The sequence below is a fragment of the Cohaesibacter gelatinilyticus genome (assembly GCF_900215605.1).
Lineage (GTDB): Bacteria > Pseudomonadota > Alphaproteobacteria > Rhizobiales > Cohaesibacteraceae > Cohaesibacter > Cohaesibacter gelatinilyticus.
This window is the reverse complement of record NZ_OBEL01000002.1, coordinates 618,306-632,584: the sequence shown is the minus strand read 5'-3', so window position 1 is coordinate 632,584 and position 14,279 is coordinate 618,306. Positions and strand designations below refer to the sequence as shown.

The 14,279-nt window shown below is 53.3% G+C and carries 13 protein-coding genes; 9 read left to right on the top strand and 4 right to left on the bottom strand.

All coding sequences use genetic code 11. From position 1 onward, the window contains the following. Positions 1–209: 209 nt before the first annotated feature. Genes CRO57_RS13170 through CRO57_RS13155 form a run of 4 tightly spaced genes read left to right on the top strand, consistent with a single transcriptional unit; the run spans position 210 to position 5,810 of the window. Positions 210–1,814, top strand: coding sequence for a fatty acid--CoA ligase (locus tag CRO57_RS13170; protein ID WP_097153894.1), 1,605 nt, complete (start codon positions 210–212; stop codon positions 1,812–1,814). After that, positions 1,811–2,497 (top strand): dimethylsulfonioproprionate lyase family protein, encoded by a 687-nt coding sequence (locus CRO57_RS13165; RefSeq protein WP_097153893.1) that lies wholly within the window; start codon positions 1,811–1,813, stop codon positions 2,495–2,497. Before CRO57_RS13170 ends, CRO57_RS13165 begins: the two co-directional genes overlap by 4 nt. Before the next feature lie 11 nt (positions 2,498–2,508). Further along, positions 2,509–4,629, top strand: coding sequence for a 3-hydroxyacyl-CoA dehydrogenase NAD-binding domain-containing protein (locus CRO57_RS13160; protein ID WP_097153892.1), 2,121 nt, complete (start codon positions 2,509–2,511; stop codon positions 4,627–4,629). After that, on the top strand, positions 4,626–5,810 hold the full coding sequence (locus CRO57_RS13155) for an acetyl-CoA C-acyltransferase (protein ID WP_097153891.1): 1,185 nt from the start codon (positions 4,626–4,628) through the stop codon (positions 5,808–5,810). Before CRO57_RS13160 ends, CRO57_RS13155 begins: the two co-directional genes overlap by 4 nt. A gap of 139 nt (positions 5,811–5,949) precedes the next feature. Here the strand turns inward: CRO57_RS13155 and CRO57_RS13150 are convergent, their stop codons facing one another. The 3 genes from CRO57_RS13150 to CRO57_RS13140 all read right to left on the bottom strand — a co-directional run bounded on the left by CRO57_RS13150 (position 5,950) and on the right by CRO57_RS13140 (position 7,363). Then, a complete protein-coding gene (locus CRO57_RS13150; protein WP_097153890.1) occupies positions 5,950–6,546 on the bottom strand; it encodes an ATP-dependent Clp protease proteolytic subunit in 597 nt (198 codons plus the stop codon). 128 nt (positions 6,547–6,674) lie between these two features. Continuing rightward, positions 6,675–7,052 carry an SRPBCC family protein gene (locus CRO57_RS13145; RefSeq protein WP_244580094.1) on the bottom strand — a complete coding sequence of 126 codons (378 nt, stop codon included), beginning with the start codon at positions 7,050–7,052 and terminating at the stop codon, positions 6,675–6,677. Then, positions 7,049–7,363: an ArsR/SmtB family transcription factor gene (locus CRO57_RS13140; protein WP_097153889.1), complete on the bottom strand. Its 315-nt coding sequence runs from the start codon at positions 7,361–7,363 to the stop codon at positions 7,049–7,051. The genes CRO57_RS13145 and CRO57_RS13140 overlap by 4 nt, the downstream gene beginning before the upstream one ends. 252 nt (positions 7,364–7,615) lie before the next feature. On the opposite strand from CRO57_RS13140, the gene CRO57_RS13135 reads away from it, so the two are divergent. After that, positions 7,616–8,995, top strand: coding sequence for an MATE family efflux transporter (locus CRO57_RS13135; RefSeq protein WP_097153888.1), 1,380 nt, complete (start codon positions 7,616–7,618; stop codon positions 8,993–8,995). A gap of 37 nt (positions 8,996–9,032) precedes the next feature. Here CRO57_RS13135 and CRO57_RS13130 read toward each other — a convergent pair whose 3' ends face one another. Beyond that, complete coding sequence (locus CRO57_RS13130) at positions 9,033–10,244, bottom strand: ROK family transcriptional regulator (RefSeq protein ID WP_097153887.1); 1,212 nt, start codon at positions 10,242–10,244, stop codon at positions 9,033–9,035. Positions 10,245–10,427: 183 nt separating this feature from the next. On the opposite strand from CRO57_RS13130, the gene CRO57_RS13125 reads away from it, so the two are divergent. From CRO57_RS13125 to CRO57_RS13110, 4 genes are all read left to right on the top strand, one after another. Next, positions 10,428–11,441, top strand: a complete 1,014-nt coding sequence (locus CRO57_RS13125; RefSeq protein WP_170956090.1) for a sugar ABC transporter substrate-binding protein — start codon at positions 10,428–10,430, stop codon at positions 11,439–11,441. A 274-nt stretch (positions 11,442–11,715) separates the two neighbouring features. Continuing rightward, complete coding sequence (locus tag CRO57_RS13120) at positions 11,716–12,789, top strand: ABC transporter permease (protein WP_097153885.1); 1,074 nt, start codon at positions 11,716–11,718, stop codon at positions 12,787–12,789. After that, positions 12,786–13,568: an ATP-binding cassette domain-containing protein gene (locus CRO57_RS13115; RefSeq protein WP_097153884.1), complete on the top strand. Its 783-nt coding sequence runs from the start codon at positions 12,786–12,788 to the stop codon at positions 13,566–13,568. The genes CRO57_RS13120 and CRO57_RS13115 overlap by 4 nt, the downstream gene beginning before the upstream one ends. Further along, positions 13,565–14,236: a nucleoside/nucleotide kinase family protein gene (locus tag CRO57_RS13110; protein WP_210200862.1), complete on the top strand. Its 672-nt coding sequence runs from the start codon at positions 13,565–13,567 to the stop codon at positions 14,234–14,236. Before CRO57_RS13115 ends, CRO57_RS13110 begins: the two co-directional genes overlap by 4 nt. Positions 14,237–14,279 lie beyond the last annotated feature (43 nt).

The window sequence follows — 14,279 nt, the reverse complement described above, 5'->3', positions numbered from 1 at the left end:
TACTTATCCCTGAGCAGAGTTAACCGACTGCAGACAGGATGCTAGCAGTGTTGTCATGCTCTTTCTTATAACTTTTCAAGGGATCACGCGCAAATCGAACTGCGGTGTGATTGGTTAGAAAACCTTGATGAAAGGAAATTTCTTTCAATTCTTCAACCGGGTGAGAAGTGCCAAATTAACGGCTAAAGAAGCTCAAGGATACAACCTTCATGTCACCATTATCATCCTCACCAAATGCATATGGCTATCCATTGCTGATCAAACACTTGTTGACCAGATCGAATATTGCGTCCGCCTGCCAAGAGATTGTCAGCGGTGCCGATATGCGGCTGAGTTATGCGGACTTGGGCAAACGCATATGCCAACTTGCCAATGCTCTAAAGGCAAGTGGGATATGTGAGGGCATGCGCGTCGGTGTCATGGATTGGGATACGCATCGCTATCTGGAATGTTTTTTTGCAGTTCCGATGATGGGGGCGACCCTTTTCACAATCAATGTGCGTTTATCTCCTGCGCAGATTCTTTATACGATCAACCATGGGAAGTCGGACCTGATCATCGTGCACCGCGATTTCATTCCGATCATTGATGATATCAAGTCTGGCTTCAGTCGGGACATTGTCATCGTGCCAATTGGAGACGGTGATGGATATGAAGAGTGGATAGGCGAGGCTCCAACCAGTTTTGACTTCCCGGACTTCGATGAGAACCAAACCGCCACACTATTTTATACGACCGGGACCACCGGAAGTCCTAAAGGAGTGAGCTATTCACATCGGCAATTGGTACTTCACACATTGGGTCTGCTCGCTGGTTTTGGTGGGCGGCCCGGGAATGCCGGATTTCATCGTGGTGACGTTTACATGCCGCTGACGCCCTTGTTTCACGTCCACGGCTGGGGATTTCCATATGCCGCAACGTTGCTAGGGCTGCGTCAGGTTTATCCCGGCCGATATGCGCCTGACATAATCTTGCAACTGATTGCCCAAGAAGGCGTCACTTTTTCCCATTGCGTGCCCACGGTTCTGTCAATGGTGCTCGACCATCCCGACTGTTCGCAAATAGATCTAAGCTGTTGGAAGGTTATAATCGGTGGGGCCGCTTTGCCACGTGGTCTACTGGATCGCACGGCAGCGGCTGGTATATCCTTGCATGCTGCATATGGGATGTCTGAAACCTGCCCATTTCTGACAGTGGCAGATTTATCCAGCAATGATCCGGACGTACAGTCGCAAACCGGCTTTCCCGGCCCGCTTGTGGACCTCCGTGTTGTGACGCCGGATATGAAGGATGTCCCACATGATGGTGAGACAACCGGTGAAGTTGTTGTGCGGGCTCCCTGGTTGACACAAGGGTATCTGGATAACCTACAAGCCTCGAATGAGCTCTGGGCCGGTGGGTATCTTCACACCGGGGATGTTGGCTATATCCGCGAGGATGGATCGCTGCAGATCACTGACCGCCTCAAGGATGTAATCAAGACCGGCGGCGAATGGATTTCCTCGCTGGCATTGGAAAATATTGCATCGTCATGTAGTGGCATCGAAGAAGTCGCCGCGATTGGGCTGCCGCACGAAAAATGGGGTGAAAGGCCGGTGTTGGTGGCTCGGCTTTTAAAGGATGCCGATCTGGATCTTGTCCGTATGAGTGTCATGGAGGCAATCCAGTCGAGTGTTGATGCTGGTGAGCTTTCGAAGTGGGCAGTTCCAGACGATATAATTTTTGTTCCCCGCCTTCCTAAAACCAGTGTCGGCAAGCTTGATAAGAAGCTTGTGCGGCAAGAGGTTTCAACACGCGCGGACTTGAAATCATGACAGACAAGCAACGTCGTATTCAGGCGCTTACCCATTCCATTATCACTTATCTACAGTCTCACAGAACTGCTACGGCTGGCGTTGATCTGACGTTGGGCAAGCTGGCAGCCATGGATCTGTCCGACGAGAGGCTCCTTGATATACCTCCCCAAGGAACCCGGCATGATGAAATTCTAAAGAACGCCATCGCCGGAATTTCTGATCCTGAATTGCACGAAATTGCTGGTTGTCTAAAAGCGGCCAAAGATGATCTGGTCTGGTGCGAAGACAATGCCCAATTCTATCCACCCGGTGCCAATTTGGGGGAGGGATACGCAAAGTGCAACCTGCATACTCTGCTGATTGGGCCGGGCGCATGTGGGCATTACCATCCCGATTTCAGCCTTGGTATTTTCATGCTGGGGCCGCGGACGTTGTATCGGGACCACAACCACGACGCGCCAGAGCTTTATCTGAACCTGTCCGAAAAATCGGGTTGGCGGTTTGGCACCCGCGATTGGCAGGATTTTCCGGCTGGATCACTGATCTGGAACGCCGCAGGCGAACCTCATGCCACTCGTGTCTATGACCAGCCGTTCATCTCGGTCTTTGTCTGGCTCGAGAACGTGCATTCACCCTGCAATGTAATCCATTTCGACGACTGGGCCGAGGTCGAACAGGATCTTGCTAAACAGCCTAATTGAGGTTTCCAAACATGATTTCCATTAAACACACCGAGAATGTCGCTTTCATTGAGCTGAATGCCCCACCGGTGAACGCCCTTGGCCTCAAGATGCGACAGGTACTTTCTTCAGCCATTCACGACCTGGAATCTGATGATCAGGTCAAAGCCATCATTCTGTGTTCGGCCCTGCCGCTCTTTTGTGGCGGCGCTGATATTGTTGAGTTCCGCACCGGGGCAGTTTGGGACAAGCCCGACCTGCCGGACCTGTGTGTCACGATTGAAAACAGCAAGAAGCCGGTTATCGCAGCGATAGCAGGCCCCGCGATGGGGGGCGCGCTGGAGATTGCGCTTGCCTGTGATTACCGTGTCGCGACTCCGGATGCCGTGATGGGCCTACCAGAGATCAAACTGGGACTGCTGCCCGGTGCTGGCGGCACCCAGCGACTACCCCGGATTGCTGGGCTGGAAGCGGCAACGCAGATGATCCTGTCGGGAGATCCCGTGAAAGGCGAATATGCCCTGTCTTGTGGGTTGGTTGATGCACTGTTTGAAAATGACCAGGATTTTCGCGCGCATGTTTTGGGTTTTGCCATCCGTGTCAGCCATGAGGGCGATCCGAAACGCAGTTGTGCCAATATAACTGTCACACACCTTGATCCAAAGGGTTTTCTTGCGGGTTTCCGGGACCGGATAGCACCAAAGTCCAAGAACCTTGTCGCCCCTGAACGATGTCTGGTATCCATCGAGGCCGCATGCAACTTGCCGCTTGCGGAGGGGTTGGCACAAGAGAAGGCAGGTTTCGCTGAACTGCTCGACACACCTCAATCGCGCGCGGGGCGGCATCTGTTCTTTGCAGAGCGTGAATGCACCAAGGTTCCCGGCGTTACCCGTGCTGACCAGCCACGTGACATTTCATCGGTTGCCGTGATTGGTGCCGGAACAATGGGGCGGGGCATTGCTATTGCCTTTCTGCAGGCGGGGTATTCGGTCACGCTTCTTGAAACTACGCAAGGTGCGCTCGAACAGGGGCTGGAAAAGGTCCGGGAGCATTTCCAACGTGCGGCTCAAAAAGGGCGGCTCAGTGCCGATCGGGCAGAGGTAATCGCCGCCAATGTCACCGGAACGCTCAGCTATGCAGATCTTGCGAAGGCTGACCTGATCATTGAAGCTGCATTTGAAAGCATGAATGTTAAACACCAGATTTTCGAAGCGTTAGACCTGCACGCAAAACCTGGCGCGATACTGGCCTCAAACACATCGACGTTGGATCTTGATGAAATTGCCACGGTCACGTCCCGCCCGGAGGATGTGATTGGTCTCCATTTCTTCAGCCCGGCCAATGTCATGCGCTTGCTGGAGGTAGTGCGCGGCGCCAAGACCGCTCCAGATGTCATTGCAACGGCAATCACGGTCGCAAAGAAGCTCCGGAAGATCCCTGTTACGGTTGGTGTGTGCTACGGCTTTGTCGGAAACCGGATGCTGGAGCCATACTTTCGCGAAGGATCTCGTCTGCTTCTTGAAGGGGCAACACCCAAACAGGTCGATGATGTCCTTGAGACATTCGGCATGGCCATGGGTATTCACGCGATGGCGGATCTGGCCGGAGTCGATGTGGGGGCACGCGTGCGTCAGGAGCGGCGAAGTGAAATAGCACATGATCCGACTTATCAAGCTGTGCAGGACAAACTGTTTGAGCTGGGCCGATTGGGACAGAAAACCGGGCAAGGAAGCTATGTCTACGACGGCCGAACACGAGTTGAAGATCCCGAGGTTGTTCAAATCAGCGACCATTTGGCGGACCTGCATGGTGTTAAGCGCAGGGACATCGACGATCAGGAAATCCTTGAACGATGTCTGTTCCCCCTGATCAACGAGGGTTTTCTGATCCTTGAAGAGGGCATCGCAACGCGCCCGGGTGATTGCGACCTGATCTGGGTTAATGGCTATGGTTTCCCAAACTGGCGCGGCGGCCCGATGCACTATGCCGACGAGATTGGATTAAGCCAGATTCTGGAGCGCATGACCCACTATCGACAGTCGCTTGGCGCTTATGGCGAGATGTGGTTCACGCCTGCACCTTTGCTGGAAGAACTCGCAACCTCGGGCGTGACACTTGCCACGCATTTTGATGCCAAAAAGGAAAAATCATGAGAGAAGCCGTTATTGTTTCAACCGCCCGAACCCCTATTGGGGTTGCCTTCAAAGGCGCGCTAAACAACATCAAGTCACCGATCATGATGGGGCACGCCATTCAGCACGCGGTTAAACGTGCAGGCGTGGACCCCGGGTTAATCGAAGATGTTGTCATCGGATCAGCCTTGACTGCTGGAACAGGAGGTCTGAATGTTGGCCGGTTATCTGCACTGGCAGCCGGCCTGCCCAATACGGTGGCGGGACAGACGATTGACAGGCAATGTTCCTCCGGATTGATGGCCATTGCGACTGCTGCAAAGCAGGTTATTCTGGATGGTCAGAACGTTGCCGTTGCAGGCGGACAGGAAAACATTTCCGCCGTTCAGAATTCATATCTGAAATGGGCGGGCGATGAAAAAGATCCAGATGTTGTCGCCCAATCCGAGCATGCCTATATGCCGATGCTGATGACGGCGGAAAATGTAGCCCGAACCTATGGGATCAGTCGTGACGCCCAAGATGAATATGCTGCACTCTCCCAAGGTCGGACGGCTCGGGCGCAGGCCGCTGGCGCCTTTGATGACGAGATCGTTCCAATCTCTGCGATTAAGCGGGTCAAAAACCGCGGAACCGGGGAGGAAACTCTGGAAGAGGTGACCTTGTCGAAAGACGAAGGCAACCGGCCAGGGACGACGGCAGAAACACTTGGTCAGTTGAAACCGGTTGTTGATGGAGGCGTGATCACCGCCGGAAACGCCAGCCAACTTTCTGACGGGGCCTCGGCTTGTGTGCTTATGGAAGGCAAAATGGCAGAGCAACAGGGCCTCACTCCGCTGGGTATTTATCGCGGCATGGCAGTTGCCGGGAATGCACCGGAAGAGATGGGGGTCGGCCCGATCTTTGCAATTCCAAAGCTGCTGAAGAATGCAGGTCTTCGCATCGAAGACATCGGACTTTGGGAGCTTAACGAAGCCTTTGCCTGCCAGGTTCTCTATTGCCGCGATCATCTTGGGATCGATCCCAAAATCTACAACGTGAACGGCGGTGCGATATCGATTGGCCACCCCTACGGCATGACAGGTGCGAGACAAGTCGGGCACGCTCTGCTTGAGGGGAGGCGTCGTGGCGTAAAATACGTAGTGACCTCCATGTGTGTTGGCGGAGGCATGGGGGCCGCAGCGTTGTTTGAAGTTGCCTGATCCCATCGAATAGAGTTCAATCAGAGTGTTATTGAACTGAGACGGTGACAATTTGGCATCTGCGAAAATCACTTTCTGCAGATGCCAGCTATCATGTCGATTGGAAATGTGAGGCAGAGAATCGCGACATGATTTGAGCTTATGCACGCTTGGTGAGGACGCGATCGATCAGGCCCCATTCCACGGCCTCTTCTGCGGTGAGGAAATGGTCGCGATCCATGGCTTTTTCGAATTCCTCATAGCTGCGCCCGCAATGCTCGGCATAGAGATTGGTAAGATGCTTCTTGCTGCGCAGAATATGTTCGGCATGGATCTGAATGTCTGACGCCTGTCCTTTATAACCACCGAGGGGCTGATGGATCAGGATGCTGGCATTGGGCAGGGCCGTACGCTCTCCGGGTTCGCCTGCCATAAGCAGAAATGAGCCCATGGAACAGGCTGTTCCCATGCAAAGCGTATGCACCGGCGCGCTGATATATTGCATGGTGTCATACATGGCGAAGCCAGAACTCACCACACCGCCTGGGGAATTGATGTAAAGCTGGATGGGGCGCTGGCTATTCTCGGCTTCCAGAAACAGAAGCTGGGCGCAGACAAGGGCCGAGATGGTGTCATTCACCTCGCCATTGATGAAGATGATCCGTTCTCGCAACAGGCGGGAATAGATATCGAAAGATCTCTCGCCACGGCTGGATTGTTCCACGACCATAGGGACGAGCTGCATCGCTTCGCGCATGGGCGAACTCCTTCATTGTAAAATATGTTTGGTAAGCTGGCTTGAAGCCGTAGGCTTCTCGCAGAATGCGCTTCTCTCTTTAAGCGAGTTCTTATCCGAAAAGTCTGCAACTTTTCGCAGAACGCGCTCTAAGCCGCCAGCATCATCAATGGGCTGTTGCTGTTTGCTGCCTCTATTGGCTTGGCAGCAAGGCGGGCATCTGTCAGCTGGTGAATGATGGTCAGGATGGTGCCGCCCTCATTGTCCGGGCGGATCTGGAAGCGGACCATGCTTTCAAGATAGGGAGGCGCATCATCGCGTATTTTATAGCGCACTTCCTTGCCTTCCTCACTGGTGGCAGGCTCGGCTTCTGCGAGATCTTTTTCAGGCAGCCAATGCTCGCGAAAGGCTGGGATGGAGATGGCGCGCCAGACTTTTTCCGGCGCTGCATCCAGCGCATATTCTTCTCTGATCTCGGCTTGCTCTGCTTTGTCTGCTTTTCCGTCTGGGGCAATCGTCTCGCTCATTGATCCATGTCCTTCAGCAAGTTCTTCAAGGCATCGACGCGGGTTGGCCAATAGGTGCGATATTTGGTCAGCCATCCAAGGATCAGCGTCATGCCATCGGGGTCGACCTCATAATTGACGAAACGCCCCTGCTTTTCCTTGCGCACCAGCTTGGCATCGCACAAAACCGCCAGATGCTGCGACATGGCGGGCTGGCTGATTTCGATGCCTTCACGCAAACCGCTGGCATTCATGCTGCCGCTGGCCAGTTTTTCAAAAATGGCACGCCGAGTGGGATCGGCCAAAGCCTTGAATATGTCATTCTCTGTCATGACAATACATAATCACATGCTTATGTGATTCGCAAGAGGGAGGCATTCTTTGTTGTATAGGGTGGCCCGCTTCCTTGACGTGGTGCAGCTTTCGGACTATCCCTCTTACAGGTTGTAGACGCCTGCCTCCCGCTGACATTCGTCCTGGTGAAGGTCTATGCTTTCCTTTTCTATCTTCGTCTTTCCGCATCACGCGGATGGCAATGCGGGATCCATCAATATTAGCGTGGTCAGGTTCAAGAGAGACTGGATATGTCTGACAACTCTTTCACCCATGGATCCCTTGGTGGCATCTATGTTCGCACGGCTGTTCCGCTCATCCTGATGATGGGCATGAATGGTCTGTTATCCGTTGCCGATGCCATCTTCCTGGGCATTTATGTCGGCCCGTCAGCGCTCGCGGCCGTCACCTTGATGTTTCCCATCTATATGCTGATCATCGCGCTTTCCACGCTGGTCTCGAACGGCATGTCCAGCCTGTTGGCGCGGTTTTTGGGCGCAGGAAATCTGGACGAAGCCCGTAATGTTTTCACCGGAGCTCATGGCATGGCGCTGGCCATGAGTGTGGTGCTGATTGTGCTGTTCGCTTCCTTTGGGTGGTCCATGGCCTTGTTGCTGGCCAATGGTTCGGAAGAGCTGGCGGAGATGGGCGTGATCTATCTGCGCATCACGGTCTTCTTCTCGCCGCTGGTCTTTGTCCTGTCAGTCAATATTGATGCCTTGCGCAATGAGGGGCGGGTGGGCTTCATGGCGTCCATGAGCTTCTTGGTCAGTGTTGCCAATATTGGCTTCAATTATGTGCTCATCGCCCTGCTGGATATGGGCGTGGCCGGGTCTGCCTATGGCACGGCGGCAGCGCAGGCGCTGGCCTTTGCCATCATTTTTGGCTTTCGCTTCTTTGGTGAGACGGCATTGCGGCCATCCACTTTGCTGCATCATTCCTTGCGCAGCTACTGGAGCCGTATCTTTGCACTGGGCGCACCGCAGAGCCTCAATTTCCTTGGCATTGCCCTTGGCTCGGCTGCCATCATTGCCGCTCTGCAATGGGTGGCCATGCCGGGATATGCCGACACGGTGACGGCCTATGGCATCATCACGCGCATCATCACCTTTGCCATCCTGCCGCTTTTGGGGCTGTCCTTTGCCATGCAGACGATCACAGGCAACAATTATGGGGCGGAGCTCTGGCATCGGTCCGACGCCAGCCTGCGCATTGCCATTTGGGTAGCGTTGATTTATTGCGCCCTGATTGAGACCTTGGTGCTGCTCTTTCCCGGCGAGATTGCGGCTGCCTTTGTCGATGATGCAGCGGTGATTGCGGAAGTTGTTCGCATCCTGCCCATCATGACCATCTTCTTCTTCTTGGCAGGTCCCTTGATGATGGTGGCGACTTATTTTCAGGCGATTGGCTTTGCTGCCAAGGCGGCGATTTTGGGGCTCACCAAGCCCTATGCCTTTTCCATTCCGTTGACCTTTTTGATGCCAATCTGGTTTGGCGAAATCGGCATCTGGTATGCGGGGCCGCTGGCAGAGATCCTGCTACTGGTCCTCACCATATTTGTGCTTTGGCGTGCAGCCCAGGAGACCCAATTGTCATGGGGTATGTTCCACGCGCAAAAGCGTGCTGATTGATCCGGATGATTGTTACTGACTTGCCACTGGCTGCAATTCAACTTGCGGCCAGTCCGGCATTTGTATTGAGCAGGAACTGGCTGAAGATCGGGCTGCTTGCTGCACCAATCCCCCGCGCATTTTCTCCCATGCTGCCAGTTTCCACTATGGGGGCGATCAATCCCCGGATGTCCTGATGGGCCAGATACCGTTGTACCCTGCTTACCAGCTCGTCACGAATTTTTGTCGGAAATGCTCCGTCGATGACAATGGCTTCGAAATCGACGACCGAGCATATGGACAGAGATGCCTTGGCAAGTTCCTGTGCCGTTTCTCCGATCCATGGCTCAACATAGCGCGATAGTGCATCCCAATCCTGGGGTTGTCGCCATAATGAATCAGGGTCCAGTCCTGCTTCTATCAGCCGTGCTTCAAGCAAGTGAATGGACGCCACATCCACAAGCTGCTTGCTTTCGCCCAACGGGCTGGTGGTTCGCATCGAACCTAGCGCACCGGCATTGCCCTGATTGCCGACAAACACGGTATCGTTGATCACGATGCCGCCACCAATGAAGGAGCCGATGAAAAAGTAAGCATAGTCGCGATAGTCTTTATTGCGTCCGAAAAGATGCTCGGCCTTGCAAGCGGCCGTGGCGTCATTGACAACAAAAACCGGAAGTTCACTGAAGCGCCGGATCTCTTCGGTAAAATCTATGTCTTTCCATGATTGGAATTTTTTGGCAGATTCGCCCGATAGATCGTGCCATTTCCAAAGTTCGAATGGTGTAGCGATCCCTATCCCGCACAAGCGTTTTCTCGCCTCAATGCTCATATTGGCGAGTATTGTTTCAAGGCCGGTTTTGACAAAGCCGAAGATTGTTTCAGGCCATGCATAATCATATGTCGTATGGACCTGTTCTCGCACACCACCCGTGATATCCAGCAGCAGCAAATCGGCGCTGCGACGGCCGACTTTCAGTCCAAGCGAGAAGACACCATTCTCGTCCAGCTCCATGGGGATGGATGGTTTGCCCACTTTTCCGCGCTGGGGTTTTCCGCGTTTCAGAAGTCCGTCTTTTGTGAGCTTGCGTAGGATGATGGAGACTGTTTGAGGGGAGAGCCCGGTATGTCTTGCAAGATCAACACCTGACATGCCACCGCGTTGCTGCAACACCGAAAGAAGCAGGCGCTCATTATGGTCGCGAACCCCGCTCTGGTTTGCGCCTCCTTTGAGGCCAATGATTCTATTTACATCCACGGTGGAGACCATACTCAACTCCATTTATATGCGCAAGTTGGCATCGATTAATTAATAAATCAACTTTATTTATTAATTGACAGGCAAAATGAAATGTGGCTTTTTAGCTATCAACCTGAAGCTTGATATTCAGGGTTCGGACCTGGAGGGAGCCGGGAACCATACGAGATAAACTACAGATTTGCGGAGGAAATCATGAAAAAGATACTTGCAACTACAGCCATGGCATTTGCGCTTTCAAGCAGCACAGCGTTTGCTGGTGACATCAGCGCTTGTCTGATTACCAAGACTGATACCAATCCATTCTTCGTCAAGATGAAGGAAGGCGCAACTGCCAAGGCTGGTGAGCTTGGTATCAAGCTTGATACATTTGCAGGCAAGATTGATGGTGATGTGGAAAGTCAGGTGGCCGCAGTGGAAACCTGCATCGCAAGCGGAGCGAAGGGCATTCTGATTACCCCATCTGACAGTCGTGCTCTTGCGCCGGTGGTGACACAGGCCCGTGAAAATGGCCTGCTTGTGATTGCTTTGGACACACCGTTTGAACCTGCTGATACCGCTGATGCCACTTTTGCGACTGACAATTTCAAGGCGGGTGAGCTGATTGGGCAGTGGGCCAAGGCAAAAATGGGCGACAATGCGGCAAATGCGAAGATCGCGTTGCTTGATCTGAATGCTTCCGAGGTTTCTGTCGATTATTTGCGCAACAACGGATTTCTGAAAGGGTTCGGCATCGACATCAAGAACCCAAAGGATATCGGTGATGAAGATGATCCGCGCATCGTGGGCAATGATGTAACCAATGGCAATGAGGAAGGTGGCCGGACAGCCATGGAAAACCTGTTGCAGAAAGATCAGGGCGTCAATGTAGTCTATACAATCAATGAACCCGCTGCTGCCGGTGCTTATGAAGCGTTGAAAGCGGCTGGTAAAACCGATGGCGTGTTGATTGTTTCGGTTGATGGCGGTTGCCCGGGCGTTCAGAATGTCAAGGAAGGGATCATCGGAGCAACCTCCATGCAGTTTCCGCTGCTGATGGCGTCCAAGGGCGTCGAAGCCATCAAGGCCTGGGCGGAAAATGGCACCAAGCCGCAAAACACCTCTGGTCTTGATTTCTTCGATACAGGTGTGGAATTGATTACCGACCAGCCAGTCGATGGCATCAACTCCCTTTCCTCGAAAGAGGGACTGGGTAAGTGCTGGGGCTGATAAAAGCCTGTCATGAAAGCGGGGTGCATTTTGCACTCCGCTCTTTAGAACGTAGACTCATAAATGAACTGGATTTGGCGTCAATATGGTCAAGATCTGGCGTCGGCAAAGAGCTTGAAAATGCAGCACATTGTCTGCATCCTTGCTCCTTGTGACCAGAAAAATTTGCCTCTACCAAATGCATCGCATTTATGAGTCTACGTCCTGGTGTTCCAAAAATTTGACCCCTTAATTGCCGTTGATATGTTTTGCGGCAGCGGCAAGGGAGGCCTCAGTGACAAGTCAATTACAATCCGGGCAGGACTTTGAGCGCTCATTGGATCGAAGCGATACCAAGGTGGCGGAGTTCGAAACCAGTTATCGTTCTCCGCTGGATGGTGTTCAACATGTGTTGCACAACAATCCGACCCTTGTTCCGGTTATCGTTCTCGGGATCAGTCTGGCCGTTTTCGGCCTGATTGCCGGTGAGCGATTTTTCTCTGCATTCAATCTCAGTCTGATCATGCAGCAGGTGTCGATCATCGGTATCCTGGCCGCCGGGCAGAGCCTGATCATCATCACGGCGGGAATTGATCTGTCGGTTGCGGCAATCATGGTGCTGATGTCGGTCATCATGGGCAATCTGGCCGTCAATATGGGGGTGCCATCGGGCATTGCGTTGCTGGTCGGGTTTGCTGGCGGCGCAGCGGCGGGCCTGATGAACGGTCTTCTGATCACCAAAATAAAGTTGCCGCCTTTCATCACGACACTCGGTACCTGGTCGATCTTCTTTGCGCTGAATTTGTGGCTATCAGGGGCTCAGTCGATCCGCAGTCAGGATATTGATGCAAACGCGCCATTGCTTAAGTTTTTCGGAACTGCCTTTTCGTTTGGCGGCGCCCGGATCACGCTTGGCTCGATCCTGATGATCGTGGTCTTCATTGTGCTGTGGTACATGCTCAACAAGACGGCCTGGGGTCGCCATGTTTATGCAATTGGCGATGACAAGGAAGCAGCCGACCTTGCGGGTATCCGCACCGACCGCACACTTGTCTCCGTATATATGCTTGCTGGGCTTGTTTGCGCCATTGCCGGCTGGGCATCAATCGGGCGGGTCGGTTCCATTTCTCCGCAAAGTTTCTACGAAGGCAATCTGCAATCCATCACTGCGGTGGTTATTGGCGGTATTTCGCTTTTTGGAGGACGTGGTTCCATCATGGGTGCCTTGTTCGGCGCCTTGATCGTGGGTGTTTTTCAGTCTGGTCTGCGTCTTGCTGGCGTTGACGTGCTTTGGCAGGTCTTTGCCATTGGCTGGCTCATCATCATTGCAGTTGCGATAGATCAGTGGATCAGGAGGGTTTCAGCATGACATCAGATGTAACGCCTGTCGTACAGGGCCGGGGCATTGTGAAGCATTACGGCCATGTCACAGCCATAGATCATTCCGACTTCGAGCTCATGCCCGGCGAAATTCTGGCGGTCATCGGTGATAATGGGGCTGGCAAATCCTCCATCGTGAAGGCGATTTGTGGTGCGGTTCAACCCGATGCGGGAGAGATTCTGATTGATGGCGAACCGATCAGATTCTCTTCCCCCATCGAGGCGCGGGAACGGGGCATTGAAATTGTCCACCAGACGCTGGCATTGTCACCGGCCCTTTCCATCGCCGATAACATGTTTGTTGGCCGTGAAATTCGCAGGAAGGGCATTCTTGGAGACTGGTTTCGGCTTTTGGACAAGAAGGCGATGGAACGATTTGCGCGCGACAAGCTGACCGAACTTGGTCTGATGACGGTTCAATCGATCAATCAGGCGGTGGAAACCCTCTCGGGTGGCCAGCGTCAGGGTGTGGCTGTTGCCCGGGCTGCGGCCTTTGCATCCAAATTCATCATCATGGATGAACCAACGGCAGCTCTTGGCGTCAAGGAAAGCAGGCGTGTTCTGGAACTGATCAAGGATGTCCGTGCGCGCGGCATTCCGATTATCCTGATCAGTCATAATATGCCGCATGTGTTCGAATTGGCTGATCGCATTCACATTCACAGGCTTGGCAAGCGGTTGTGTGTTATCGATCCGAAGGATTATACCATGTCTGATGCAGTGGCGTTCATGACCGGCGCCAAGGAGCCACCCATCGAGGCAGTATGAGCAGCATGATACACGGAATTCCGAGGGCATTGCTTGAGCAAATTCAATCTGCGCCCCGGGCTGGCCGTCGCCGGTTGGTGGCATTGGTGGGACCACCTGCGAGTGGCAAGTCCACTTTGGCGACCAAGCTGGTGGAAGCGCTGGCAACCTTTGATCGCAAGGCGCAGGTTGTTCCGATGGACGGGTTTCATCTGGACAACAGGCTTTTGATGGAACGTGGCCTGATGCATCGAAAGGGGTCTCCTGATACTTTTGATGCTCGCGGGTTGCTGTCTCTGGTATCGCGGTTGTCCGATGAAGCGGATGTCATCTTTCCGCTCTTTGACAGGGCGCGTGATATTGCCATAGCGGGGGCAGGTCAGGTTCGCGATGATTGTGAAATCTTGATCATCGAAGGGAATTATCTTCTTTATGATGCTCCGCTCTGGCGTGAATTATCCCCTTGCTGGGACTTTGCCATCCGGCTTGAAGTCTCCACTTCAATGCTCAGAGAACGCCTGATTGATCGTTGGCTTGCCAATGGCTTGTCGCAGGAACAAGCGCAAAAACGGGCAGAAGAAAATGATCTGGTAAATGCCAACCTGATTGCCATGCATCAGCTATCTGCCGATGTTTCACTTGTGCCCGCTGCGAAAGACAATGAGTTTGAGCTGGCTCCCGGTTTTTAAAGCACCACTCACTATTTCTGGCCCAAGGTTGCCGTGGTTATTC